The organism is Pseudoalteromonas aliena SW19 (assembly GCF_014905615.1).
Lineage (GTDB): Bacteria > Pseudomonadota > Gammaproteobacteria > Enterobacterales > Alteromonadaceae > Pseudoalteromonas > Pseudoalteromonas aliena.
Map to the genome: position 1 here is coordinate 420,717 of NZ_AQGU01000022.1, position 25,978 is coordinate 446,694.

Here is a 25,978-nt window from a genome sequence, read left to right on the forward strand (position 1 = left end):
CAATGGCTTTAACTCACCTTCAGCAACTTGAAGCTGAAAGTATCAAAATCATGCGCGAAGTCGCTGCTGAGTTTGAGAACCCAGTAATGCTTTACTCTATTGGTAAAGATTCGTCGGTACTTTTGCACTTAGCGCGTAAAGCATTTTACCCTGCAAAAATTCCGTTTCCGTTATTGCACGTAGACACCAATTGGAAGTTTCGTGAAATGATTGAGTTTCGCGACCGTATAGCTAAAGAATACGGCTTTGATCTACTGGTACACAAAAATCCTGAAGGCATTGAAATGGGTGTAGGCCCGTTTACGCATGGCTCGGGTAAACATACTGACATAATGAAAACCCAAGGCTTAAAGCAGGCACTTAACAAATATGGTTTTGATGCTGCATTTGGTGGCGCACGCCGAGACGAAGAAAAATCACGCGCAAAAGAGCGTGTTTACTCATTCCGCGACAAACACCACCGTTGGGATCCTAAAAACCAACGTCCTGAGCTTTGGAATACCTACAACAGCCAAGTTAATCCGGGCGAAAGCATTCGTGTTTTCCCGTTGTCTAACTGGACTGAGCTTGATATTTGGCAATACATTTACCAAGAGAACATCGACATGGTACCGCTTTACCTAGCAAAAGAGCGCCCTGTTGTTGATCGCGATGGCACCCTAATTATGGTTGACGATGAGCGTATGCCACTGAATGAAGGTGAAGTACCGCAAATGAAATCTGTACGTTTTCGTACATTAGGCTGCTACCCACTTACCGGTGCAGTTGAGTCAACAGCAAGTACTTTAACCGAAATTATTGAAGAAATGCTGCTATCTACGTCATCTGAACGTGAAGGTCGCGTTATTGACCATGATTCAGCCGGCTCAATGGAGAAGAAAAAACGTGAGGGGTATTTTTAATGTCTAGCCAAAATAACGATACATTTAACGAAGTAAAAGAAATAGGCATAGACGCCTACCTAGCACGCCAACAAGACAAAAGCTTATTGCGTATGCTTACGTGTGGCAGCGTAGATGACGGTAAATCGACATTGATTGGCCGCCTACTGCACGACAGCCACCAAATTTATGAAGATCAGCTTGCTGCCCTTCATAAAGATAACGAAAAAGTAGGTAACGCAGGTGAAGATCTTGACCTTGCTTTATTAGTTGATGGCCTACAAGCTGAACGTGAGCAAGGCATTACTATTGACGTAGCGTACCGATACTTTTCAACGGCTAAGCGTAAATTTATTATTGCCGACACACCTGGGCACGAGCAATACACGCGTAACATGGTAACAGGTGCATCAACAAGCGATGTCGCCATTATTTTGGTTGATGCGCGTTACGGCGTGCAAGTACAAACCAAGCGCCATAGCTTTATTTGTGACTCGCTGGGCATTAAGCAGTTTGTTGTTGCCGTTAATAAAATGGATATCGTTGATTTTGACGAAACCGTGTATGAAAAAATTAAGGCCGATTACCTTAAATTTGCTGAGCAACTTAACGTATCAAACATTAAGTTTGTGCCTATGTCGGCGCTTAAAGGCGACAACGTAGTAACACGCTCTGCACATACACCGTATTACACCGACAAGCCGCTACTAGAATTACTAGAAGATTCGCCAGCAGCCGAAACAGATACAGGCTTTGAAGCGCGCCTACCGGTACAATATGTTGTGCGTCCTAACTTAAACTTCCGTGGTTTTCAGGGCACACTGACATCGGGCAAGATACATGTAGGCGATGCTATAAAAGTATTACCGTCGGGTAAAACATCAAGCATTAAAGAAATTGTTACCTTTGATGGCAACCTAGATAGCGCACAAGCAGGCCAAGCAATTACCGTTACCCTAAATAACGAAATTGATATTAGCCGAGGGGATGTAATCGTTCCTGCAAACTCAACGGCCGTGGTTACCAACCAGCTGCAAGCTAAAATTGTCTGGATGCATGAGTCGCCATTAGTATTAGGTAAAAGCTATAACCTAAAACTAGGCAGCAAAAACACCTCAGCTATTGTTAAAAAGATTGATTACACGATTGATGTGAACACGCTTGAACACGGCACTAGTGACTCACTACAGTTAAACGAAATTGCGATTGTAACGCTTGAACTAACCGAAACTATTTTGGCAGACGAGTACCACTGCAATCACGAAACAGGCTCGTTTATCCTAATCGATCGCTTATCAAACCTAACGGTTGCTGCCGGCATGATTGAACAAGTACTGCAAAGCCAAGTACAGCAAAGTAACTTTAGCGAATTTGAAGTTGAATTTAACAGCTTAGTACGCAAGCACTTTCCACATTGGCAAGCGCTTGATATATCAAAGCTGTAAGTACAAAATGTCTGTTAGGAATTTAAAAGCATGGTAGAACAGCTCGTTTTAACAGGCATTATGCTTATCTTAGTTGGGTGCCTATTTGGCACCCGTATTAATCCTGCATGGTTATTTGTAAGTGCCATTGGTACTAGTTATTTAACCGGATTAATTGATCTTGAAAACATGTTAGTTAACTACGCTAATCCGTCGCTTATTACCTTGATTTTACTGGTGGTAGTGTCGATTGCGATTGAAAAAACCACGCTAATTCAAAAGTTAGCACAATCACTATCTAAAGGTAGTTTAGTAAAATCGGTAACAAAATTGGGGTTATCAACTGCTTTTTTATCGTCGTTTACTAACAATACCGCCGTTGTTGCATCGCTTATTACCGCAATAAAAGACAACCCTAATCACTCCCCTTCAAAGCTATTATTACCGCTGTCGTACACTGCTATTTTGGGCGGCACTATTACGCTTATTGGCACATCAACTAACTTAATCGTCAATGGCTTTGCAGTAGATGCAGGCATGGCACCGCTGGGCTTTTTTGACTTTACCCTAGTGGGTTTAGGCGCGCTAAGCGTAGGCTTAATTACTATTTTAGTGATGCTTAAATTTTTACCCGACAACGGTAAAAGCGATCAAGAAGTGGTGCCTTTTTACCTAGAAGGTAAAGTACAAGCAAATTCAAAATTAATAGGCCAAACCGTTGAAGAAAACGGCCTGCGTGATTTAAAAGACTTATTCCTTGCGGAAATCATTCGCGATGGCAGCCGCATTTGCGCAGTCACCCCGCAGCAAATTATTCAAAAAGATGACGTGCTACTTTTTGTAGGTGACATAAAATCGGTGCCATTACTGACTCGTTTCGACGGCTTAAAAGTAGTGCACGACAATCATCAAAAAGACATCGAACACTTAGTCGAAGTAGTTGTAAGTCAGTCATCAAAATTTATTGGCAAAACCGTAAAAGAAGCCCGCTTTAGAGAGCAATTTCATGCCGCCGTTATTGCCATTCGCCGTGGGCACGACCGCTTACAAGGCGGCCTTGGGCAAGTACAATTACAAGCTGGCGACTCACTAATACTCGCACCAGGCAAAAACTTTTACACCTTGCCAAATTTAAAACGCGAGTTTGTGTATATATCGGGCCTTGATTTACAAACCCACCTTGCCCCTAAACAATCAAACATTGTGCTACTGTGCTTTGCCGCCGTACTGGGATTAAGCATTGTTGGCATAGTGCCGCTGGTTAAAGGCTTATTAGTATTACTGATTGGCTTAATGCTCAGTGGCACTATAAAACTTAATGAAGTAAAACGCCGTTTTCCACTTGAGCTACTCGTGGTTGTAGGCAGCGCCATTGGCCTAGCTAAATTAATGATAGGCACCGGACTTGCAGGGCAAATATCCGACGCCATGTTTATGGTACTTGGGGATTTTGGCCCGTACGGCGCATTTATAGCTATATTTTTAATGACCGTATTATTTACCGAGCTTATTACTAATAACGCCGCAGCAGCCTTGTCGTTCCCTGTTGCATACTCGCTCGCAGTTGGTTTTAATGTCGACCCGCTACCGTTTATTATGGCGGTTGCCTTTGGCGCATCAGCCAGCTTTATATCGCCATTTGGGTATCAAACTAATCTAATGGTTTATAGCGCGGGTAACTATCGCTTAAAAGATTACATAGTGATGGGCTTACCCCTTTCTATTATTTATTCAATCACGGTATTAACCTTGATCCCGCTGGTATTTCCGTTTTAATACCTGCGCTCACAGCATAAGAGACTCTCATTATGGATGAAAATATAGTTTGGCATAACTACGCAACGACAAAAGCACAGCGTAGTGAGCAAAAAAAACATAAGCCCGCTATTTTATGGTTTACCGGCTTTTCAGGCTCTGGCAAAAGCACCGTAGCAAACGCACTAGAAGCGGCGCTTAATCAACAAGGTACGCACACTTACCTGCTCGATGGCGACAACGTACGCCACGGTTTATGCAAAGACCTAGGCTTTAGCGACGAAGACCGTATTGAAAACATACGTCGCGTAGGCGAAACCGCAAAACTAATGACCGACGCTGGCTTGTTAGTACTTACTGCGTTTATATCGCCTTTTAGAGCGGAGCGCGACATGGTGCGCAGCCTAGTAGATGACGGCGAATTTATCGAAGTATTTATCGATACCCCACTGGATGTATGCGAAAGTCGCGATCCAAAAGGCTTATACAAAAAAGCCCGCGCTGGAGAGATAAAACACTTCACGGGTATCGATTCAAGCTACGAAGTGCCAAACAATCCAGAAATAATTTTAGATACAAGTAAAAACACCCTAGACCAATCGGTTACACAACTGATAACGTATCTAAAACAAAAGCACATAATATAGGTTAACCCCATGAATCAAACCGAACTGCTAGAAGAAACCCTCATCCTTGCCCGCAAAGCAGGCCAAGCGATAATGGGAATTTACGAAAAGGATTTTAACGTTGAGTACAAAGCCGATGAAAGCCCCGTAACCGACGCCGATTTAGCAGCTCACAAACTGATTGTGGCAGGGCTTCAACAGCTCACACCTGATATTCCAATACTCAGTGAAGAAAACGCCGACATAAGCTGGGATGTACGCCAAACGTGGAAAAGCTACTGGTTAGTTGACCCAATAGACGGCACTAAAGAATTTATTAAAAAGAACGGTGAATTTACCGTAAACATCGCCCTAATTAAAAACGGCATTCCTATTTTAGCCGTAGTTGATGCACCTGCCCTTGGCGTATCGTACCTTGCCGCTGAAGCCATTGGTGCTTTTAAAGATAAAGGCGATGAGCGAATTGAGCTTAAGGTAACTACCAAACCTAACAAAGGGTTAATTCGAGTTGTAGGCAGCCGCTCGCACCCATCTCCCGATTTAGCCGAGTTTGTAAAACGCTTTGACGAAGTTGAAATGGTGTCTAAAGGCAGCTCACTAAAACTGTGTTTAGTCGCCGAAGGCAGCGCCGATATTTACCCGCGCTTAGGTCCAACTTGCGAATGGGATACAGGTGCTGGCCATGCAATCGCACAAATAGCCGGTGCAAAAGTCACTAAGCTTGATGGCAGCCCACTAATTTATAACACCAAAGATGAGTACTTAAATCCGTATTTTGTGGTTAGTGCGATAGAAGAGTAAGCCCAGTTTTAAGTGGTTAGCTATCGGTTGTCAGCAAGACAAGTGATAGCTTTAGCTTACTGTTGAACAATTTTATTCAAATGCCATAGTTTGAATGTTAATTTTATAGCACCTTGATCTGAGTTAGGAGCTGAACCAAACTGTTTATCGAATTTACAATGAACAGCTTTTACAAGCGAACTAAGTGCAATACTATTATTTTGTTTTAGTTCATCAATAGCCATAAGAGCATATACCCCATTTACAGAATCATTTTCTATAACCTCTTGGAATGAGACTGCTTTATAATTTTCATCATATCCTGTAATTCTCCCATTTTGATATAACACCCTCGCGGCGTTCTTTGGGCAAGATTTCTTTCCACTTTCTAAACTTTGGCCACCTAAATCCTTATAGGTATTTAGCCATGCTTTATTCCAAGGCTCATTATTTTTAACCTTTGCTATTGTTCCTTCAAGCCAATCATTCAGGCTTATTCCAAGCATATCCCCTCTCATGTAAGTCACTCCTAATTAGTGGCACTAATAGCTTCTCGTGAAAAGCAATATCTCCAAGTTTTGAAAGATTCTTTTCTATCATTACGTGGAATGTCATTACTTTGCGAGCATCTATTAATAGCAAAGCGTGTAAGTTATTACCAATTATAAATATTACATTCGGATAGGCTGTTCGTTATGAAAACAGCCTATCTTGGCTTTACGACTTGCATCACGCTATGGCATGTTGGGTTTATTACTTCAGCGGTAGGTCTTGTTTTTAGTTTGAGACGAAAGTCAAAAAGAATGACCTGTTCCAGTTTACTAATAATGGCTGTTATAAGTTTTTAGGACTTGCCACTAATTGAAAGCTTTTTAAAAGCAACAACCCTTAACGATTTTGCTGGGCAATAAAAGCAAGCGAGTGCTGATTGAATAAGTCAGGACGTTCCACATTACAGACATGGCCACAATGGTGAATAGTTTGCAGTACGCTGTTTTTATGACGCTTAACCATTTCTTTAACAGGGCCAAGGAACATATGATCTTCCTTACCCATAATGTACAGAATGGGAATATCAATGTCTTTTTCTTTGAAATACTGCATTAAAGGATTTACGTCCATGGCTAATTTAAACCATTTTATAAACTCTTTTTGGCACAAGCGCTTTGCTTCACGAACAAATAAAAGTCGAGATTCTTTATGGCGCTTTTTCGGCATCATAATAAAAGCAAATAAACGATACAGCCACATATAAGGCAGGAAGTGTTTAAAAGTATTACCTAAATAAACCAATGTATTACTGCGAGTATTAAAACGAGTAACCGCTCCACCTAGCACCATGCTAGAAACATATTGCGGCGCAATTTCAGCAATATTTCGAATAATAATTGTGCCCAATGAAATACCAACAAAGTGCGCGCTGGTAATATTGTTATGATCTAACACATCAATAATGTCTTTAGAGACATTATTAAACGAATAATTATTATCAACAAAGTTTTGTACTAAGTTATTCGATTTACCGTGACCACGAAGATCTAGCAACAACACATTATATTCTTTTTTATAGGCTTTTATCTGACGAAACCAGATTGCCGAACTACCACCTGCTCCATGAACAAATACAACCCATGTTTTACTGGTTTCGTGTGGAAAAATAGTATGGAAAAGAATGTCTTTGCTCATTGCAGTTAGCGGCCTATTTACTTCGTTTGGCATATTCAATTGCAAGAAGTATAACGGAGTTTAATAAAAATCTCTTATGGAGTTGAGATCAATGCCTTCTACTTAAAAGCTTTTGGGAGCAGACTATGGTTTTGAAATGAAAACCAATAAAAATGGCCTGCCCCTGTTTTCACGACATGAAAACCGCCTCTCTTGGCTTTGCTGATCGCATGACGCAATGGCGTGTTGCCGTTTAAGGGTTTTGCTCACTTTTACACCGCTGTTTCGTATTCATGACACTTACCTTCCAATTGGGTCTAATTAATTAGTCTACAAATCCCCGCAAAACATGAAATTTTTAGCTAAAAACTATATTCTTCGGCGCAATTATTATTTTAAATAATGGATGAGCACACACATATGACCACATCTCAAGATGCAACGCTTTCAAATGCATCAACAAACACACATACAAGTTCAGCTAATACAAACAAATCTAAATGGAATCTGCATGACACACAATGGACGCTAAGTCTATTTGGCACGGCCGTTGGTGCGGGTATTTTATTTTTACCTATTAATATTGGCATTGGCGGTTTTTGGCCATTAATTATTATGGCGTGCTTAGCATTCCCTATGACCTTTTGTGCCCACCGTGGCTTAGCACGTTTTGTGCTTTCGTCGAAAAATAAAGATGCCGATTTTACCGATGTAGTTGAAGAACACTTTGGTGTGACTGCGGGTCGATTAATCTCCTTGTTGTACTTTTTATCTATATTCCCAATTTTGCTTATTTACGGTGTAGGCTTAACCAATACTGTGGATAGCTTTATGGTTAATCAAATGGGAATGGAGTCACCTTCTCGCGTATTGCTTTCGGGCGTATTAGTGGCGGGTATGATTAGCTTAATGATGGGTGGCGAGCGTTTAATGCTGCGTGCTTTTGCTATTTTAGTTTACCCGCTTGTGGGTATATTGTTGTTTTTATCGCTTTATTTGATTCCAAGCTGGCAAGTGCCCGATATGAGCATGCCTGAAATGGGCAGCTTTGGTAAAACGTTGTGGTTGTCGATTCCTATAATTGTGTTTTCGTTTAGCCACGCAGCGGCTATCTCAAGCTTTGTAAATGTGCAACGCGGTCATTACGGCGAACAAGCTACACGTAAGTCTGAGGCGATTTTAAAGCGCACTAGCTTGCTACTTATTACCTTTGTCCTATTGTTTGTGTTTTCGTGCGTGCTGTCGCTTACAGGCGAGCAAATGGCAGCAGCTAAAGCGGCTAACGTTTCGGTTTTATCGTACCTTGCTAATATTACTGATAACTCGTTTATTGCCACGCTTGGGCCGCTTGTTGCCTTTATTGCTATTACGTCGTCGTTTTTAGGTCACTTTTTAGGAGCACGCGAAAGCTTTACGGGTTTAGTGACTAAACAAACACGATTAAGTGCTGGCGTTGCCGATAAAATTGGTGTGTTAATTATGTTTTTAGCTATTTGGTTTTGCGCTGTTAAAAACCCAAGTATTTTAGACATGATGGATCAACTATCGGGCCCAATCATTGCGATGATTTTATTCATTATGCCAATGATTGCTGTTTATAAAGTGCCTGCACTTCATAAATACCGTAATCGTTTAAGTACGCTATTTATATTAGCGGTTGGTTCACTTGCTGTGTTTGCACTTTTATATAGTATGCTTAAATAAACACTTATTTAAGGCACAAAAAAATGGCGCTCACTGAGCGCCATTTTTAATTCAATTCGTTGCGATTACTCTGTTTCTGGCAGATTACGGCCATAGAATATTTCTTGCATTTCACGAGTCAGTTTAGAGCGAATTTCTTCTTCTTCGTCATCTGATAATTCATCAGTTGAAAGACCAAACAAATAGGTGTTTAAATCGGTTTCTTTTAACATCATTTTGGTGTGGAACAGATTTTCTTGATACACGTTCACGTCCATCATTTGGTACGCTTCTTTGGTATCTTCTGTCATGAAGTTTTGAATCGAGTTAATTGCATGGTCAATGTAGTGTTTGACACCGTTAATATCGCGGGTAAAACCACGTACACGGTAATCAATGGTTACTACGTCTGATTCAAGGCTATGAATTAAGAAGTTTAACGCTTTAAGTGGCGATATAATGCCACAAGTTGATACTTCAATATCAGCACGGAATGTACAAATACCATCATCAGGGTGAGCTTCTGGGTATGTGTGTACACAAATGTGGCTTTTATCTAAGTGCGCAACAACTGAATCAGGTAATGGCCCTGGTGCTTCGTCAGCATCGTAATTTTGCTGCTCTTCTACTGGCTCTTCTGAAACCAAAATAGTAACACTCGCACCTTGCGGTTCATAATCTTGGCGAGCTACATTTAAAATGTTAGCGCCAATGATATCAACAACCTCACCTAAAATGTCGGTTAGTCTATCTGCACTGTACTGCTCATCGATATATTCAATATATTCTTTACGTTGTTGCTCGGTCTTTGCGTAGCAAATGTCGTAAATACTAAAGCTTAAACTTTTGGTTAAATTGTTAAAGCCATGAAGTTTAAGTTTATCGAAGGGTTTGTTCATAATAAACCAACCTATAAATTAGTGAAATCTGCACCTGCAGAATGAAAAGTTCGCGGATTTTATACGAATTTTCCTCATGGAAAAAGCGTTATTTTCCTTGATCTTGTACAACTTCGTGGCTATGCGTAATTTCTACTGTTTTATCAAGCATTAATGCAACAGAACAATACTTTTCAGCAGAGAGCGAAACGGCGCGAGCTAGGTGCTTTTCAGACACATTATTGCCTTTAACAACAAAGTGTAGGTTGATTTTAGTAAATACGCGGGGGGCTGTTTCGGCACGCTCTGCGCTAAGCTGAACTTGCACGTCTGAGAAATCTTGTTTCGCTTTTTTTAAAATACTGACCACGTCAACTGATGAACAACAGCCGACTGACATTAAAACCATTTCCATTGGGCTTGGTGCTGCGCTATCGCTACCTGCATCAAAAACAATATTATGATTAGAATTAGAACGACCAATAAACGTGTCGCCTTCAACCCATTTTACATTTGCTTGCATGTGCTTATCTCAAAAAAATATTTTCTCGATTGTAAGCAACTTAGCCGCAGTTGCAAATGAAATTGCGTTACGCGGCTATATAAGCAATTGATTAGTACTGTTGCGAAACTGCGCTGTCGAATAAGTTTTTAACTAAACCAGCAAATTCATCTATAAAGGCGTGCTGTTCGACTGTAACAGGCTGTGAGGTGATACTACTGAGGACTTCTTCTAAATCGTAAACTATGCCGTCAACTTCGCGTACAATTAAGCTACGCTGCTCTGTATTAAGCTCTTTGTGTTGCTCGCAGATACGCATCACGTTTTCGGCAATCACATCTTCGATTAATTCCATTACCGTTGGAGCACCTGGTTTTATTTCGCCTGGCTTCTCAAACAACGCTAAGTTTTGAGTTAGATACATGATCAGATCATCGTACCCTTGCCTATCTAAAACCATTTTTTACACCACCATAAAATAATTAATTGCCATGATTTAAGCAGAAAGCAATTCAAATTACTAGCTTTGCAAGACCGCAATACTTATAAAAGCAGCCTAGGCTGCTTTTATAAGTAAAAAGTATTAAAATAAATTATTACTTAATCTATTTTTAAGCCTGGGCTTAATGTTGCTGGCATTGCTACTTTTTCAAGTTCAACTGAAGCAACAGGGTATGCACAGTAATCAGCAGCGTAATACGCGCTTGCTCTGTGATTACCTGATGCGCCAATACCACCAAATGGTGCCGCGCTTGATGCGCCAGTAATTGGGCGGTTCCAGTTAACAATACCTGCGCGAATACGACGTAAGAAATGATCGTAATCGGCTTCATTATCACTTAATAAACCAGCTGACAAACCAAACGTTGTATCGTTTGCTTTATCAATTGCTTGGTCAAAGTCGTCAAAGCGGAATACTTTTAATAACGGACCAAAGTGTTCTTCATCTGGGAAATCACTAATATTTGTACACTCAATAATACCTGGTGTTACAAAGCCTGTGTTAGCTGTGTGCTTAAGCTCTACAAGTACTTGACCGCCAAGCTCAACTAGCTCGTTTTGCGCCTTAACCATGCCAGCAGCTGCCGTAGATGAGATCATAGAGCCCATAAATGGCTGGTCTGCATCGTCATAGTTACCTACTTTAATGGCTTTAGTGGCTGTAATTAAACGCTCTAAAATTACGTCGCCTTTGCTACCTGTTGGTAAAAACAATTTACGTGCACAGGTACAACGTTGACCACTTGAGATAAACGCAGATTGAATAATATCGTGAACAACCGCTTTAGTATCTTCAACATCGGTAATAATAAGTGGATTATTACCACCCATTTCTAGCGCTAAAATTTTACCAGGTTGGCCTGCAAACTGTTCATGTAAAATATGACCCGTACGCGAAGAACCTGTAAAGAATAAGCCATCAATACCTTTGTGAGCAGCAAGGGCTTTGCCCGTTTCTACTTCACCTTGAACAAGGTTGATTACACCTGCTGGTAAACCTGCTTTTTCCCAAAGTTTAAGCGTAAGCTCGGCTACTTTAGGTGTTAATTCAGATGGTTTAAATACAACCGTGTTACCCGCTAAAAGCGCAGGCACAATGTGACCATTAGGTAAGTGACCCGGAAAGTTATACGGGCCGAATACTGCTACAACGCCATGTGGCTTATGGCGGATCATTGCACGCCCTAATGGCATTGCATTTTCTACGTCGCCTGTGCGCTCTAAAAATGCTTTTTCAGAAATGGCAATTTTACCAACCATAGCACCCGCTTCTGTGCGAGTTTCCCACAGTGGCTTACCTGTTTCTTGTGCGATAGTAACAGCGAGCTCTTCGCTGTTTTCTTTTAATTGTGCTGCAAATGCTTTAACTATTTCTAAACGTTCGCTAAAGCTTTTATCAGCCCATGCATAAAATGCTTCGCGCGCAGCATTAACGGCGGTATCTACTTGCGCCGCAGTTGCTGAAGATGCCTGCCAAATAACGTCGTTATTCGCAGGGTTTACTGAATTAAATTCTGTGCCTTGGCCTTGTGACCATTGACCATTAATAAATTGTGCAGGATGAGCCATTATACTTTCTCCTAAATTAAATCGTGGTTGCGCTAATTATATCGCCCGCTTGTAGATGCAATGCATCAGCTATTGTTTGCGATAAAACAATACTTTTCACTCGACTATCAAACGACATAGGCGTAACTGTGGCTCTAAAGCCTTCGAGTTTTTCGTTCGCTAATAGCACCATTGTATCGCCTGCTGCCATTTCACCAATTTCAACAGTAAAACTGTTGGCATTGCGAATGGTGGCAATATTATCAACTTTTGCTTCAACCGTTGGGCCAGCATCAAAAATGTCTACGTAACCATTAAATGTAAAGCCTTCACTTTTTAATAGCTCAATTGCTGGACGCGTGTTGTCGTGAACTTGCCCGATAACAGCTTGCGCATCTTTACTTAGCAAGTTTACGTAAATTGGGTATTTAGGCATGAGCTCAGCGATGAAAACCTTTTGACCAATACCGGTAAGGTAATCGGCTGTAGGAAAGTCCATTGAGAAAAAGTGCTCTTCTAGCCACTGCCAAAAAGGACTGCTGCCATCTTCGTCAGACACACCGCGCATTTCTGCGATAACGGTTTGCGCAAAACGTGCTTGGTGCTGTTTTATAAACATAAAACGCGCTTTAGACAGTAATTTACCGTTACAGTTTTTACGATACGCTTCTTTTAAAAATAACGTACATAATTCTGTAGCCCCTGTGTAGTCGTTACACAGAGTCAAAATATCAACCGCTTTATATACATCTAATGTACGTGACGAGTGAATTACTTTGCTTAAATGGTAATGATAAAACGCATCATCAAGCCCTACCGCAGCTTCAATTGCAGATGTGCCTACAACCTCACCGGTTTCGCTATCTTCAAGAACAAACAGGTAGCCTTCATCACCTGGTTGTGATGTTTGTTTAGCAAATGACTCTACTGAATGGTCTATTTTCTTTTGTAATAGCGCTTCGTTTAATGGCAAAGAGGTAAAACCATGCCCTGATTCGTGGGCAATTTTCAGTAATGCTGAATAATCATTTTGCTGGATTGGGCGAAGGATCATCATGAGTCCGCTTGCTCCCTTATAAATAACGGTAAATAGGAATTGCAGGGCAAGCAATGCTTGCCCTTAATTTGTTGGTTAAGGTATTACCCTTTTACAACGTTGGCTACTGCTTTTTCAAAGCGTGCCATACCTTCACGAATATCCGCTTCAGGAATGACTAACGATGGAGTAAAACGTACTACGTCTGCACCCGCTACTAATGACATAAGACCTTGCTCAGTCCCTGCCACTAAAAACTCTTTTGCACGACCTTTGTATTGCTCGTTTACTACCGCACCAATTAATAAACCTTGGCCGCGAATTTCGCTAAATACATTGTATTTTTCGTTAACCGCAGTCAGTAGTTCGTTAAATAAAGCCGCTTTTGCTTTAACGCCAGCAAGTACCTCTGGTGTATTTACTGTATCAAATGCAGCTTCTGCTACAGCACACGCAAGCGGGTTGCCGCCATAAGTAGAACCATGAGTACCTACTTTAAGGTGCTGTGCAATTTCAGTTGTTGTGATCATAGCGCCAATCGGGAAACCGCCGCCAAGTGCTTTAGCGGTAGTTAAAATATCAGGTACTACGTTTAAGCCTTGGTATGCGTATAAATCGCCAGTACGACCAACACCCGTTTGAACTTCATCAAAAATAAGCAGTGCGTTATGTTTAGTACATAAATCGCGAACGCCTTGAGCAAATTCATCAGTTGGCGAAATAATACCGCCTTCACCTTGTAGTGGTTCCATCATTACGGCACATGTTTTATCACTAATAAGCGCTTCAAAAGCAGCTAGGTCGTTGTAATCACAATGTACAATGTCACCAGGTTTTGGACCAAAGCCATCTGAATATGCCGCTTGGCCGCCAACCGTTACGGTAAAGAAAGTACGACCGTGAAAACCTTTGTTGAATGCAATGATTTGTGATTTTTCTGCGCTGAATTTATCAAGCGCAAAACGACGTGCTAGTTTAAGCGCGGCTTCATTGGCTTCTGCGCCAGAGTTAGCAAAGTAAACTTTTTCAGCAAATGTCGCATCAACCATTTTTTTAGCTAGGCGTAGTGCCGGCTCGTTGGTCATTACATTTGATAAATGCCAGATTTTTTCGCCTTGCTCTTTTAATGCGCCTACTAATGCAGGATGGCAATGGCCAAGACAGTTAACTGCAATACCACCAGCAAAGTCGATAAACTCTCTACCTTGTTGATCCCATACGCGAGAGCCTTCGCCTCGAACAGGGATTACGCTTGAAGGTGCGTAGTTAGGAACCATTACGTGATCAAATAATTCGCGATTGACTGTCATTTTATTTCCTCTTAATTGTGAGCAACACAAAACATCAAAATAGGTGTTTGGTTACTATTTGTAACCAACTTTATAGGCAAGATCAGTAGCCTGATAATTGCGCAAAATTGTTTTGTGGTTCAATTTTCAGACGCACATTATTTCAGAATTACTGATATCTGTCTCGTTAAAAACTTTCATGTATCCCTTGAAAATAAAGGGCTAAAGATATTATTTCATAGATAGTGAATAACTATTTGCATAGCCAATTGCGATCAATTTTAAGTAACTAACCGCATGAGCACTGAAGAGTACACGCTTTAAGCATCTAATTTACGATATAACAATCAAATGAGAATGAATGGTTAGTCGCTAAAAAATTAACAAAAATTTCAATTTTTTAGTCAATTTGAATAGCTAAATTAGTAAAATTACTTGTTTGGAGGGTTTTTAACTCCGTTTTAGTGAACTTAAAGTGCGAAAACCACGCCACTATTTCGTCTGGTTCAATAAGCTGATGCTCTTTTAAGCCTAAATACTGAGAATAACAGCGAGCTTTTAGCATAACCTCAGTTAAAGGCAGCATTGAGTCACCTTTTTCTACGCCACTTACCAACTGCTGCATTACACCTTTGAAGGGTAAATACCTCAGCGCCATTTTTTCAATTACTTTAGCGCTCACCTCTAAAGATTTATTATTAAGTAAAGTGGTTAAAAACAGAGGGTCGGGCTTAAGTTCCAATAACGCAGTGTGTAGATCTTTTTCGTTTTCTTTACGCGCGAGCTGTACTTTACGCTGCCATACTTGCTCAAACGTTTTTAAATATAAACGCGTTAATGCAACACGCCCAATATCTAAAAGCATACCTAGAGTAAATGCGTGCACTTCATTTACATCATTCATTTGCGCTATTTTTTGCGCAGCTAGGGCATTGGCCATTACGCTTTCATTGAGCCTACGCTTTAATAATGAAAAGGGTTCTGTGCTGTGCGGCATCCAATGGCGTACTGCAAATGTAGGAATGATAAATCGTAAATTTTCAAGGCCAATATAACGAAGCGCTAAAGCAGGGTTATCCACTTTTACTGAGGTATTTTTACTACGCTGCTTACGATAATAAGGCAAGTTAACCAAAGTTACTAGCTCTCGCCCGAGCCAACTTAGATCATTAATTAATGGCTCTAACCGCCCAATCGACGCAGACTTAACAGCAAGAATATCAAGAATAGTAGCAATACCATCCTCTATCCCTAATGTATTTTCGATGACGGCGTCTATGTCGTTGAGCTGTTTAAAAATAGCCGTTTCGATCGCGTTATGAAGCACTTCACTCGCTTGTGCACGATACTTATGATGAGCTGTACTACCTTGCTGGCGCTTATGTTGAGCAGCCACTTCTACTTGCAGTAAAGTGCGCTGTTTCATTGGTTCGCCATAATCAATATCTAACGTATGGATAAAGCCAATTTGTTGATGTGCAAAACTATGGCCAAGCAACAAGTCATGCGCTCGTTGGTTAAGTATTTTTGCAGTACGCTGTTGCGATACGAGTTCAGTCATAACATCCATTAATTAAAAAACATACATTTAATAGTACTAGATTAAAACCGAGTTAAAAAGTTATCAAGCAATTGTAAGCCTTGCTCAGTTAAAATGGCTTCAGGGTGAAACTGCACCCCTTCAATGGCTAATTCTTTGTGTAATAATCCCATAATTTCATCGAACTCGCCCTGCTGCGTTTGCGTCCATGCGGTTACCTCAAGCTCTCTGGGTAGCGACTGTGCTTTAACTACTAAAGAATGATAACGGCACACTGTTAATGGGTTAACTAAATCTTTAAACACACCTTTATTGGTATGAATTATAGGTGATGTTTTACCGTGCATTATTTTTTTTGCACGGACTACGTCGCCACCCAAAGCTTGTGCGATAGTTTGATGCCCCAAGCAAATACCTAAAATAGGATATTGGCCTTTTAACTGCTCAACCACACTTAACGAGACACCCGCTTCGTCAGGCGTGCATGGCCCCGGCGATAAAACGATATGCTGCGGGTTTAACTGTTTTATTTGTGCAATGCTTAGCTCATCATTACGTTTAACTAACACGTCTTGATCTAATCGCTGAAAATATTGTACTAAGTTATAGGTAAACGAATCGTAGTTATCGATCATTAAAAGCATGTAATAAAGCACTCAAAGTAATTATTTATCGCGGATTATTTCCGCACCACGCATTCTAACTCAAGCGGTTAAAAGTGTCAGCGGTTTGTAGAGGCGATTTAATCGCGTCACGAGGCTTATTATTAATCAACATAATGACCACGACTGCGTACTCTATCGTTCTTCCTTTATAATAAATCAAGCGAATATGTTCCTAAAAAAATATTGCCATTACCTTACGTTAAAGAGATGCTAGTAATATCTAAGATAAATAACGTTAAATTATGTCCAAATATATACTCTCGATTGATCAGGGAACAACAAGCTCTCGTGCTATTTTATTCACAAAAGACGCTGACGCTTTTGATTTAGCTCAACAGGAATTCCCGCAGCATTACCCTCAAAATGGCTGGGTTGAACATGATCCGAATGACATTTTGCAAACCGTGCTCAGTACTAGTCGAGAAGTGATGGCTAAAAATAACGTTAAGCCTGAAGAAATTATTGCCATTGGCATTACTAACCAGCGCGAAACGACGCTGGTATGGAACAAAAAAACAGGAAAGCCGATTTATAACGCCATTGTTTGGCAAGACAGACGCACCAGCGACTATTGTAAAAAGCTTAGTAGCGATGAGCTTTGCCAGACCATTAGCGAAAAAACAGGCCTATTACTCGACCCTTATTTTTCAGCGACTAAAATTCGCTGGATTTTAGATAATGTTGAAGGTGCAAAAGAGCAAGCTGATGCTGGCGAACTTGCTTTTGGTACTGTTGATACGTACTTACTTTGGCACCTAACTGGTGGTAAAGCGCACCGCACTGATGCAACAAATGCGTCACGCACCATGTTATTTAATATTCATACTCAGCAGTGGGATCAGGCGTTACTCGACTTATTTGATATTCCTACATCTATGTTGCCAGAAGTAATGGACTCAGCGGCTGAATTTGGTTCAACAAGTGCTGATATTTTTGGCGCACCAATTCGTGTGTGTGGTATTGCTGGCGATCAACAAGCCGCACTTATTGGCCACGCCTGTTTTGAACAAGGTATGGCTAAAAGTACATACGGTACCGGCTGTTTTTTAATGCTAAATACGGGCGAAAAAGCACTCACATCTAAAAATCGTTTACTTACAACCGTTGCCTATCGCTTAAAAGGAAAACCAACCTATGCCATTGAAGGCAGTATTTTTATGGCGGGTGCCACCATGCAATGGATTGTTGAAGGTTTAAAATTACTCAGCCATGCAGGTGAGAGTGAATCTTTAGTTAAAGATGTCCCACTGGATCATGGTGTATTTTTAGTTCCCTCATTTACAGGTTTAGGCGCACCTTATTGGGATGCTAATGCACGTGGCGCAATATTGGGACTCACACGCGACTCTGGTATTAGTACCATTGTTGCAGCGGCGTTGCAGTCAGTTGGTTATCAAACTAAAGACTTACAAAAAGCGATGGAGCGTGATGGCCTGCGCCCAAGTGTACTTAGGGTGGATGGCGGTATGGTTAAAAACAACTGGGTAATGACGTTTTTATCCAATATTTTAGGTGCCACAGTTGAGCGCCCAGTAGTCACTGAAACAACCTCTTTAGGCGTAGCCTATTTGGCAGGCTTACACACTGGAGTCTTTGCATCAACTCAGCAGCTGTCAAAAATGTGGGTATGCGAGCGTCGCTTTGAGCCAACAATGAGCGCCGATGAACGTAACGATCTATACGCAAAATGGCAGCACTGCGTAGCGCAGGTATGCTTATCGAGCGAAGATAGCTAACCGTTAAACGGCGCAAAATAGTTATCAAGCCGATGACTTGAAATTACAAGCCACGACTAACTAACCCTAACCAAACAAGGTGATCGATGAAATTAATAAATAACGACTATGACTTACTCGTCATCGGTGGCGGAGTTAATGGTACAGGTATAGCTGCAGATGCTGCAGGTAGAGGACTCAAAGTACTGCTATGTGAGCAAGCGGATCTCGCTTGTGCAACATCCTCAAATAGCTCTAAGTTGATCCACGGTGGTTTACGCTATCTTGAACATTACGAATTTAGATTAGTAAAAGAGGCATTAACAGAGCGTGAGGTATTATTAAAAAATGCGCCTCATATTATGTGGCCGCTAACTTTTAGATTACCCCATCAACCTCATTTACGCCCTGCTTGGATGATCCGCATTGGCTTGTTTATCTACGACAATTTAGCAAAGCGCGTTACCTTACCTGCATCCAAAAGTATAAAATTTGATGAGCATAGTGTATTAGAGTCTTCTATAACTAAAGGCTTTGAATACGCTGATGGTTGGGTTGATGACTCCCGATTAGTGGTTTTAAATGCCCTTGCAGCAAAAAATAAAGGCGCCATTATTGCCACGCAAACCAAATGTGTAAAAGCACAGCGCAAACAAGATAAGTGGCAAGTAACACTTGAGCAGCAGGATTCTAAATCGCAATATAGTATTTCAGCCAAAGGCATTGTTAATGCAACAGGTCCTTGGGTTGCCAAGCTGTTTGATGATGCATTAACAGAAAAATCGCCACAAAATATCCGCCTTGTTAAAGGCAGTCACATTATTGTGCCTCGCATTCACAGCCAACCACATGCTTATATTTTGCAAAATAAAGACCAGCGCATTGTATTTGTTAGCCCTTTCGAGGATGACTATTCTTTAATTGGTACTACCGATGTTGAATACAAAGGCGCTGCGCGAAATGTGAAAATAAGTAATGAAGAAATCGATTACTTAATCAACGTAACGAACAGTTATTTTAAAAAACAGATTAAATACGACGATATAGTGCATACCTTTTCGGGTGTACGACCGTTACTCGACGATGAATCGGTTGATGCCCAATCGGTCACTCGTGATTATAAATTAACGCTTTCTAGCGAAAATAAACAAACACCGTTACTAAGTGTCTTTGGCGGAAAAATAACAACCTATCGTAAACTCTCTGAAAATGCGGTTGATAAACTCCAAGAGTTTTACCCACAAATGAGCCCCGCATGGACTAAAGACAGCGCATTACCTGGTGGTGACTTTAGCTGCGTAGAGCGGTTAAAATCTGAGTTTAAAAGTAACTATAATTGGTTGCCCGCAGAAATATTGAATCGCTTTATACGCACTTATGGTACACGCACTAAAAACATTTTAGGCTATGCAAAACAGTTAACTGATTTAGGCCAAAACTTTGGCCACGGTTTATTTGCCGCTGAAGTTGATTTTTTATTGCAAGAAGAATGGGCACAAAACGCACACGATCTATTGTGGCGTCGCACCAAGCTTGGCCTGCGCTTTGACGACGCACAAACCGCAGCGCTTAGTGATTACATCGAGCAACGCTTAGCAGTAGGAGGTTAATTAAATATTAGGGCTAACTTTGCGTCGTGAGATGCTCATTTAGCAAGCGTTTTTCTTGTGTTGAAAGCGCTTGTTTAGCCTTGGCAGTAAAATCATATCTCACCATAATTGCTTTACCTATTGCGCAGCATTTATCGTGTTGCCATGCCTCTTGGCGTAACACAAAAGAACTAGTGCCTATATGCTCTACAGAGGTTTTGACTGTTACCTCATAGCCATAAAACAACTCACCAACAAACGACACTTCTATTTTGGCAATAATTAATTTCCAGTCGTGTGGGTTAAGATCAGGAGTAAAAAATTTAAAAATAGGGGCACGTGCAACTTCAAACCATACAGGGAGTACTGTATTGTTAATGTGTCCGAGCGCATCTGTTTCACTAAAGCGCGGCATCACTTTTTCAATAAACATAATAATCCTTATAAAAGGTAACTCATGACGGACTTTATTCGCGTATTCGATAATGCGCTAAGCAATGATTTTTGCGATAACTTTATTACTACATTCACGCAAAGCCCGCATGTAAAACAAGGGGTCACATCAGGCGGAGTCGATTTAAAGAAAAAAGACAGCCACGATTTACATTTAAATAATCACCCCGAATATGCCCAGCAATTAAAACATATTCAGCAAACCACTGCACAGTATGTTTTTAAATACATTGAAGAACATATTTTTATGATGATCGGAGCATTTGGCTTAAAGGTTTATCACCCAAAAACAGCTGAAGTTGTCGATTTAACTCAAGAAAATTTTGAAGAAGTGGGTAAACCGCAATTACCTTTGCTTGTTCAGCAAATTTTTAGACTCGGTAATATTCAAGCGCAAAAATATGAGGTAAATAAAGGTGGCTATCCTTATTGGCACAGTGAAGTTTATCCGCAGCTACAGCATAACGAAGCTTTGCATCGCGTATTGTTATTCATGTTTTATTTAAACGATGTGCAAGAAGGTGGTGAAACAGAGTTTTACTATCAAAATCGTAAAATAGCACCTAAAAAAGGCACGATGGTAATAGCGCCTGGCTACTTTACACATACTCACCGAGGCAATAAGCCTGTATCTAACGATAAGTATATTTTAACATCGTGGGTACTGTTTAATCGTGCAGAGCAAATATATGGTGCGCCTGAAAGCTAGCGCACCACAATCAGTATGATTTAACCGAGTAGTTCATCAAATAAATCAAATAACTGATCCAACTCTTCGATGGTGTTGTAATGCATACAACCAATACGCACTACACCGCCTTTGTCGAGAACGCCTAGTTGTTCACACAAGCCTTGTGCATAAAAATTACCATCCCACACACAGATGTGATGCTTGCCTAGAAATTCAGACACTGCACGCGGCTCAAGCCCTTCAAAAATTAAAGCAAAAGTAGGTGTACGCTCATTTAAGCGATCAAAGTCATCAATACCAAACAACTTAATGCGTGGGTAATTAACTAAGCGCGTTAAAAAGTGCTCACTAAGCGCCATTTCGTGTTGTTTAGTTTTAGCAAAAGCCACACTTAGTTTTTCACGTCGTGAATAGCTATCGTCAAGCTCGCTAATTGCCGCAATGTAATCAACAGCGGCTATAAAACCTGCCATTGCTTCAAAACTTTGTGTGCCGGTTTCCCAGCGACCTGGCGCTACGTCTTTAGCTGGCTCAACTTTGTAGGGAGTAAACCCCTCTAAGTGTTCTTTTTTACCGTAAACCATGCCTAAATGCGGACCAAAAAACTTATACGCAGAACAGGCTAAAAAGTCACAATCAAGCGCTTGTACATCAACAAGCTCATGAGGGGCATAATGTACGGCATCAACATAAACAAGTGCGCCCACCGCGTGAGCAAGCTCTACAATGCGTTTAATATTGTTAATTGAGCCTGTGGTATTTGACGCATAAGTTACCGCTACCAGCTTTGTATTGCTGTTTAGTAAGCTTTCAAATTGCGCCATATCTAAGCTGCAATCTGCTTCGTTAATAACTGCGGTATTTACCTTTACACCTTTATCTTCTGCAGCTTGTTGCCATGACGATACATTTGAGAAGTGATCAGCATTGGTTACAATTATTTCATCGCCTGCCTGCCAATCACGTGAAATTGCACGACTAAAACTAAACGTTAGACTGGTCATGTTTGGACCAAACACAATTTGTTGTGAGCTAGGTGCATTGAGTAAATCAGCCGCCGCCTGGCGCGCATTCGCCATTAACTCAACCGTTTTATCACTTGAAAAAAATGCACCGCCTAAGTTTGAGTTGTAATGCCCTAAATAAGCCGTCATTGCATTAAGTACTTGCTGTGGTACTTGCGAACCACCTGGACCATCTAAAAAGACCGGCGATTTACCATCAACGTTTTGCATTAGTGCAGGAAACTGCCCACGTAATTGCGCTATGTTCATACTTATTCCTTAAGACGTTAATACGAAACAATCCAGGTAACCTGGTTTGCTCGCATCAATTTTGTTCATAGGTGTTGCGTTATGCCATACTTGACGGTCATTTATTAATGCAAACATACCGTCTTTTATTTCCATTTTAAAACACGGCTCTGCTTGTTTGTTTTCGTATACAAGTAGTTCGCCACCTTCTAAATTTTCGTGAGAAACACCACATACGCACACATGATCAAACCCATCCTGATGAACGCCTTCTGGGGCTGCAGGTGTATCACTATCAATGGCAAGCATACGAAACTGATGAATTTCTATATCGCGCTGCTCATCAATACCGGTAATTTGGCAAAACTCATTTACAATATTTTTCATACCTGCTGATTCAAGCAAGCTTTGCTCTAGATTTTCATAGGTGCGCTCTACATTACCTTGGAAGGTATTAATTGAATCATCTTGCACAAATGCTTTGGTTTTTTGTAACTGTAATTCACCATTTTGCATTTTAACTACTGAATAACGACGTTTTCGAAAAGCACCATCTGCATACGGATTAGCAGGTAGGTTATCAAAAGAAGGCTTAACCAAATCAATGTTTGCTTGGTTAATAAAACGAAGTTGCAGTAAATTCTGGTTGTTTAATGCTGTCATAAAATCTCGCCTAAAATAATGAGAATATTGGCGAGGATTTTAATGCATTTTGAGAGGATTTTTTGCTTTATTACTTACTTTAAAAGCAACTTAAGACCAGATTTAATACAATAATGTAAAAAAAACAACATGAACTATCTAATATTTATTTTAGCCAATAAAAAACCCGCCGAAGCGGGTTTTTAAACAAACTTTAAAAATTATACAGCTTGTTGAATAATCACTTTATCTGCTTTTTTAGTGTAAGCAGGCATACGGTGGAAGTTCAAGTAACGGTATGTATCTGACGCCGTTGCATTGATCTTCGCTGCGTATTCTTGGTACTCAGCAGATGTTGGTAATCTACCTAAAATAGCTGCTACTGCAGCAAGTTCAGATGATGCTAAGAATACGTTTGCGCCATTACCTAAACGGTTAGGGAAGTTACGGGTAGAAGTAGACACAACCGTTGCTTTATCTGCAACACGTGCTTGGTTACCCATACATAGTGAACAACCTGGAGTTTCGATACGTGCACCAACACGACCAAAAATACCGTAGTAACCTTCTTCTGTAAGTTGGTCTTTATCCATCTTAGTAGGTGGAGCAACCCAAAGCTGAGTCGGTAATTGACCTTTAAAGCCATCAAGCAACTTACCAGCAGCACGGAAATGACCGATGTTTGTCATACAAGAACCGATAAATACTTCGTCGATTTTCTCGCCAGCAACGTCAGAAAGAAGACGCGCATCATCAGGGTCATTTGGTGCACAAAGAACAGGTTCTTTAATTTCGGCTAAATCGATATCAACTATATGAGCGTACTCAGCGTCTTTATCAGCTTCCATAAGCTCTGGATTAGCTAACCAATCTTGCATTGCAGTAATACGACGTTCAATCGTACGTACATCACCGTAGCCTTCAGAGATCATCCACTTAAGCATAACAATGTTTGATTCTAGGTATTCAGAGATAGACTCTTTAGATAATTTAACTGTACAACCAGCTGCAGAACGCTCTGCAGATGCATCTGATAGTTCAAACGCTTGCTCAACAGTTAGGTGCTCAACGCCTTCAATTTCTAGTACGCGACCAGAGAATTCGTTAATTTTACCTTTTTTCTCAACTGTTAATAAACCTTGTTTAATACCGTAGTAAGGGATTGCATGGACTAGGTCACGTAAAGTGATACCTGGTTGCATTTCGCCTTTAAAACGAACCAAAATAGATTCAGGCATATCAAGTGGCATAACACCCGTTGCAGCTGCGAATGCTACTGCACCCGAACCTGCTGGGAATGAAATACCTAATGGGAAACGTGTATGTGAATCACCACCAGTACCTACGGTATCTGGTAATAACATACGGTTTAACCATGAGTGAATAATACCATCGCCTGGACGAAGTGAAACACCGCCACGGTTCATGATGAAATCAGGAAGCGTATGGTGAGTGTTTACATCAATAGGCTTAGGATAAGCTGATGTATGACAGAAAGACTGCATTGTTAAATCTGCAGAGAAACCTAAACATGCTAGATCTTTTAGTTCATCACGTGTCATAGGACCTGTTGTATCTTGCGAACCAACAGTTGTCATTTTAGGCTCACAGTACTGACCTGGGCGAATACCTGCAACGTTACATGCTTTACCAACCATTTTTTGCGCTAATGTAAAGCCTTTATCTGAAACTTCTGTTGCTGTTGGTACTTTAAATATATCAGTTGCACCTAAGCCAAGAGATGTACGCGCTTTATCAGTTAAACCACGACCGATAATTAGTGGAATACGACCACCAGCACGAACTTCATCTAAGATCACATCAGACTTAAGTTCAAAAGTAGAAATTACTTTATCAGTACCATGTTGCTTAACAACACCTTCATATGGATAGATGTCGATTTGTTCGCCCATGTTGAGTTCATCAACATTTAATTCGATTGGTAATGCGCCTGAATCTTCCATTGTGTTGAAGAAGATTGGCGCAATTTTATTACCTAAACATACACCGCCAACACGCTTGTTTGGTACGAATGGGATATCATCGCCCATAAACCAAAGTACAGAGTTAGTTGCAGATTTACGAGAAGAACCCGTACCAACAACGTCACCTACGTATGCAAGTGGTAAACCTTTGGTTTTTAATTCTTCAAGCTGAGTAATTGGACCTACTTCGCCCGCTTTATCAGGTGTAATACCGTCACGTTCAATTTTTAGCATTGCTAAAGCATGCAGTGGGATATCTGGACGAGACCATGCATCTGGTGCAGGAGACAAGTCATCAGTATTTGTTTCGCCAGTTACTTTAAATACAGTTACTGAGATCTTTTCAGCAACCGCTGGTTTATTAGTAAACCATTCTGCATTTGCCCAAGACTCAATAATTTGCTTAGCGAATGTGTTACCTGCTTTTGCTTTTTCTTCTACATCGTAGAACGCATCAAACATAAGTAATGTGTTTGAAAGGCCTTTTACTACGATCGGCGCAAGCGTTTCATCATCAAGTAGGTCAATCATAGGTGCGATATTGTAACCACCTAACATTGTACCTAACAGTTCTGCTGCTTTTTCTTTAGAAATAAGTGGAGAATTAGCTTCACCTTTAGCAACTGCCGCTAAAAATCCTGCTTTAATATAAGCAGCATCATCCACGCCTGCAGGAATGCGGTGAACTAATAAATCTAAAATGAACTCTTCTTCACCAGCCGGTGGAGTTTTAATTAATTCAATAAGATCAGCTGTTTGCTGAGCATCTAATGGCGCTGGTACGATACCTAACGCGGCACGTTCTTCTACGTGTTTACGATATTCTTGTAGCACAATATTGCCCTCTTGGTGACGTGAAAGTATCCGGTAGCGCTTC

General features: G+C 40.8%; 23 protein-coding genes. 9 read left to right on the plus strand and 14 right to left on the minus strand.

Going from position 1 to position 25,978, the window contains the following annotated elements:
* The first annotated feature begins 2 nt into the window (after positions 1-2).
* From cysD to cysQ, 5 genes are read left to right on the plus strand one after another with little or no spacing between them, the layout of a single operon-like run.
* On the plus strand, positions 3-902 hold the full coding sequence (gene cysD / locus PALI_RS04080; protein WP_008133447.1) for a sulfate adenylyltransferase subunit CysD: 900 nt from the start codon (positions 3-5) through the stop codon (positions 900-902).
* Positions 902-2,326: a sulfate adenylyltransferase subunit CysN gene (gene cysN, locus PALI_RS04085; RefSeq protein ID WP_193154989.1), complete on the plus strand. Its 1,425-nt coding sequence runs from the start codon at positions 902-904 to the stop codon at positions 2,324-2,326. The genes cysD and cysN overlap by 1 nt, the downstream gene beginning before the upstream one ends.
* Before the next feature lie 30 nt (positions 2,327-2,356).
* A complete protein-coding gene (locus PALI_RS04090; protein WP_193154990.1) occupies positions 2,357-4,081 on the plus strand; it encodes an SLC13 family permease in 1,725 nt (574 codons plus the stop codon).
* Between the two features lie 32 nt (positions 4,082-4,113).
* Positions 4,114-4,707: an adenylyl-sulfate kinase gene (gene cysC, locus PALI_RS04095; protein WP_010555008.1), complete on the plus strand. Its 594-nt coding sequence runs from the start codon at positions 4,114-4,116 to the stop codon at positions 4,705-4,707.
* Positions 4,708-4,716: 9 nt separating this feature from the next.
* Positions 4,717-5,487, plus strand: a complete 771-nt coding sequence (gene cysQ, locus PALI_RS04100) for a 3'(2'),5'-bisphosphate nucleotidase CysQ (RefSeq protein WP_077536737.1) — start codon at positions 4,717-4,719, stop codon at positions 5,485-5,487.
* Positions 5,488-5,543: 56 nt separating this feature from the next.
* On the opposite strand, the gene PALI_RS04105 is transcribed toward cysQ, so the two are convergent.
* Positions 5,544-5,984: a DUF6979 family protein gene (locus PALI_RS04105; protein ID WP_193154991.1), complete on the minus strand. Its 441-nt coding sequence runs from the start codon at positions 5,982-5,984 to the stop codon at positions 5,544-5,546.
* A 370-nt stretch (positions 5,985-6,354) separates the two neighbouring features.
* Complete coding sequence (locus tag PALI_RS04110; RefSeq protein ID WP_193155044.1) at positions 6,355-7,152, minus strand: alpha/beta fold hydrolase; 798 nt, start codon at positions 7,150-7,152, stop codon at positions 6,355-6,357.
* A 399-nt stretch (positions 7,153-7,551) separates the two neighbouring features.
* Between PALI_RS04110 and PALI_RS04115 the strand changes: the two genes are divergently transcribed.
* Positions 7,552-8,835, plus strand: coding sequence for an aromatic amino acid transport family protein (locus PALI_RS04115; RefSeq protein WP_077536732.1), 1,284 nt, complete (start codon positions 7,552-7,554; stop codon positions 8,833-8,835).
* A 65-nt stretch (positions 8,836-8,900) separates the two neighbouring features.
* On the opposite strand, the gene speD is transcribed toward PALI_RS04115, so the two are convergent.
* From speD to PALI_RS04155, 8 genes are all read right to left on the minus strand, one after another.
* Positions 8,901-9,713: an adenosylmethionine decarboxylase gene (speD, locus tag PALI_RS04120; RefSeq protein ID WP_077536731.1), complete on the minus strand. Its 813-nt coding sequence runs from the start codon at positions 9,711-9,713 to the stop codon at positions 8,901-8,903.
* An 88-nt stretch (positions 9,714-9,801) separates the two neighbouring features.
* The gene (locus tag PALI_RS04125; RefSeq protein WP_077536730.1) at positions 9,802-10,215 is read right to left on the minus strand and encodes an OsmC family protein; all 414 of its coding nucleotides are present in this window, start codon (positions 10,213-10,215) and stop codon (positions 9,802-9,804) included.
* A gap of 91 nt (positions 10,216-10,306) precedes the next feature.
* Positions 10,307-10,654, minus strand: coding sequence for a DUF3802 family protein (locus PALI_RS04130; protein ID WP_077536729.1), 348 nt, complete (start codon positions 10,652-10,654; stop codon positions 10,307-10,309).
* Positions 10,655-10,794: 140 nt separating this feature from the next.
* The gene (gene astD / locus PALI_RS04135; RefSeq protein ID WP_138585202.1) at positions 10,795-12,264 is read right to left on the minus strand and encodes a succinylglutamate-semialdehyde dehydrogenase; all 1,470 of its coding nucleotides are present in this window, start codon (positions 12,262-12,264) and stop codon (positions 10,795-10,797) included.
* A 16-nt stretch (positions 12,265-12,280) separates the two neighbouring features.
* Positions 12,281-13,300 carry an arginine N-succinyltransferase gene (gene astA / locus PALI_RS04140; protein ID WP_193154992.1) on the minus strand — a complete coding sequence of 340 codons (1,020 nt, stop codon included), beginning with the start codon at positions 13,298-13,300 and terminating at the stop codon, positions 12,281-12,283.
* An 83-nt stretch (positions 13,301-13,383) separates the two neighbouring features.
* Entirely contained in the window at positions 13,384-14,589 is a 1,206-nt protein-coding gene (locus tag PALI_RS04145; protein ID WP_077536726.1) for an aspartate aminotransferase family protein, read from the minus strand.
* A gap of 379 nt (positions 14,590-14,968) precedes the next feature.
* The gene (locus PALI_RS04150; protein ID WP_193154993.1) at positions 14,969-16,129 is read right to left on the minus strand and encodes an HDOD domain-containing protein; all 1,161 of its coding nucleotides are present in this window, start codon (positions 16,127-16,129) and stop codon (positions 14,969-14,971) included.
* 41 nt (positions 16,130-16,170) lie between these two features.
* The gene (locus PALI_RS04155) at positions 16,171-16,752 is read right to left on the minus strand and encodes an anthranilate synthase component II (protein WP_138585199.1); all 582 of its coding nucleotides are present in this window, start codon (positions 16,750-16,752) and stop codon (positions 16,171-16,173) included.
* Positions 16,753-17,015: 263 nt separating this feature from the next.
* Here PALI_RS04155 and glpK point away from each other — a divergent pair, with 263 nt between their 5' ends.
* Positions 17,016-18,509, plus strand: a complete 1,494-nt coding sequence (gene glpK / locus PALI_RS04160) for a glycerol kinase GlpK (protein WP_138585198.1) — start codon at positions 17,016-17,018, stop codon at positions 18,507-18,509.
* Positions 18,510-18,595: 86 nt separating this feature from the next.
* Positions 18,596-20,098 carry a glycerol-3-phosphate dehydrogenase gene (gene glpD / locus PALI_RS04165; protein ID WP_193154994.1) on the plus strand — a complete coding sequence of 501 codons (1,503 nt, stop codon included), beginning with the start codon at positions 18,596-18,598 and terminating at the stop codon, positions 20,096-20,098.
* A gap of 13 nt (positions 20,099-20,111) precedes the next feature.
* On the opposite strand, the gene PALI_RS04170 is transcribed toward glpD, so the two are convergent.
* Complete coding sequence (locus tag PALI_RS04170) at positions 20,112-20,510, minus strand: acyl-CoA thioesterase (RefSeq protein ID WP_138585196.1); 399 nt, start codon at positions 20,508-20,510, stop codon at positions 20,112-20,114.
* Between the two features lie 24 nt (positions 20,511-20,534).
* Here PALI_RS04170 and PALI_RS04175 point away from each other — a divergent pair, with 24 nt between their 5' ends.
* The gene (locus tag PALI_RS04175) at positions 20,535-21,239 is read left to right on the plus strand and encodes a 2OG-Fe(II) oxygenase (RefSeq protein ID WP_138585195.1); all 705 of its coding nucleotides are present in this window, start codon (positions 20,535-20,537) and stop codon (positions 21,237-21,239) included.
* Positions 21,240-21,259: 20 nt separating this feature from the next.
* On the opposite strand, the gene PALI_RS04180 is transcribed toward PALI_RS04175, so the two are convergent.
* The 3 genes from PALI_RS04180 to acnB all read right to left on the minus strand — a co-directional run bounded on the left by PALI_RS04180 (position 21,260) and on the right by acnB (position 25,935).
* Positions 21,260-22,495 (minus strand): cysteine desulfurase-like protein, encoded by a 1,236-nt coding sequence (locus PALI_RS04180; protein WP_193154995.1) that lies wholly within the window; start codon positions 22,493-22,495, stop codon positions 21,260-21,262.
* A 9-nt stretch (positions 22,496-22,504) separates the two neighbouring features.
* Positions 22,505-23,137 carry a 2OG-Fe dioxygenase family protein gene (locus PALI_RS04185; protein ID WP_193154996.1) on the minus strand — a complete coding sequence of 211 codons (633 nt, stop codon included), beginning with the start codon at positions 23,135-23,137 and terminating at the stop codon, positions 22,505-22,507.
* A gap of 200 nt (positions 23,138-23,337) precedes the next feature.
* Positions 23,338-25,935 carry a bifunctional aconitate hydratase 2/2-methylisocitrate dehydratase gene (gene acnB / locus PALI_RS04190; protein ID WP_193154997.1) on the minus strand — a complete coding sequence of 866 codons (2,598 nt, stop codon included), beginning with the start codon at positions 25,933-25,935 and terminating at the stop codon, positions 23,338-23,340.
* Positions 25,936-25,978 lie beyond the last annotated feature (43 nt).

Coding starts and splice junctions, on each gene's coding strand:
- cysD (WP_008133447.1), top strand. CDS start 3: ATGGCTTTAACTCACCTTCAGCAACTTGAAGCTGAAAGTATCAAAATC.
- cysN (WP_193154989.1), top strand. CDS start 902: ATGTCTAGCCAAAATAACGATACATTTAACGAAGTAAAAGAAATAGGC.
- PALI_RS04090 (WP_193154990.1), top strand. CDS start 2,357: ATGGTAGAACAGCTCGTTTTAACAGGCATTATGCTTATCTTAGTTGGG.
- cysC (WP_010555008.1), top strand. CDS start 4,114: ATGGATGAAAATATAGTTTGGCATAACTACGCAACGACAAAAGCACAG.
- cysQ (WP_077536737.1), top strand. CDS start 4,717: ATGAATCAAACCGAACTGCTAGAAGAAACCCTCATCCTTGCCCGCAAA.
- PALI_RS04105 (WP_193154991.1), bottom strand. CDS start 5,984: ATGAGAGGGGATATGCTTGGAATAAGCCTGAATGATTGGCTTGAAGGA.
- PALI_RS04110 (WP_193155044.1), bottom strand. CDS start 7,152: ATGAGCAAAGACATTCTTTTCCATACTATTTTTCCACACGAAACCAGT.
- PALI_RS04115 (WP_077536732.1), top strand. CDS start 7,552: ATGACCACATCTCAAGATGCAACGCTTTCAAATGCATCAACAAACACA.
- speD (WP_077536731.1), bottom strand. CDS start 9,713: ATGAACAAACCCTTCGATAAACTTAAACTTCATGGCTTTAACAATTTA.
- PALI_RS04125 (WP_077536730.1), bottom strand. CDS start 10,215: ATGCAAGCAAATGTAAAATGGGTTGAAGGCGACACGTTTATTGGTCGT.
- PALI_RS04130 (WP_077536729.1), bottom strand. CDS start 10,654: ATGGTTTTAGATAGGCAAGGGTACGATGATCTGATCATGTATCTAACT.
- astD (WP_138585202.1), bottom strand. CDS start 12,264: ATGGCTCATCCTGCACAATTTATTAATGGTCAATGGTCACAAGGCCAA.
- astA (WP_193154992.1), bottom strand. CDS start 13,300: ATGATGATCCTTCGCCCAATCCAGCAAAATGATTATTCAGCATTACTG.
- PALI_RS04145 (WP_077536726.1), bottom strand. CDS start 14,589: ATGACAGTCAATCGCGAATTATTTGATCACGTAATGGTTCCTAACTAC.
- PALI_RS04150 (WP_193154993.1), bottom strand. CDS start 16,129: ATGACTGAACTCGTATCGCAACAGCGTACTGCAAAAATACTTAACCAA.
- PALI_RS04155 (WP_138585199.1), bottom strand. CDS start 16,752: ATGCTTTTAATGATCGATAACTACGATTCGTTTACCTATAACTTAGTA.
- glpK (WP_138585198.1), top strand. CDS start 17,016: ATGTCCAAATATATACTCTCGATTGATCAGGGAACAACAAGCTCTCGT.
- glpD (WP_193154994.1), top strand. CDS start 18,596: ATGAAATTAATAAATAACGACTATGACTTACTCGTCATCGGTGGCGGA.
- PALI_RS04170 (WP_138585196.1), bottom strand. CDS start 20,510: ATGTTTATTGAAAAAGTGATGCCGCGCTTTAGTGAAACAGATGCGCTC.
- PALI_RS04175 (WP_138585195.1), top strand. CDS start 20,535: ATGACGGACTTTATTCGCGTATTCGATAATGCGCTAAGCAATGATTTT.
- PALI_RS04180 (WP_193154995.1), bottom strand. CDS start 22,495: ATGAACATAGCGCAATTACGTGGGCAGTTTCCTGCACTAATGCAAAAC.
- PALI_RS04185 (WP_193154996.1), bottom strand. CDS start 23,137: ATGACAGCATTAAACAACCAGAATTTACTGCAACTTCGTTTTATTAAC.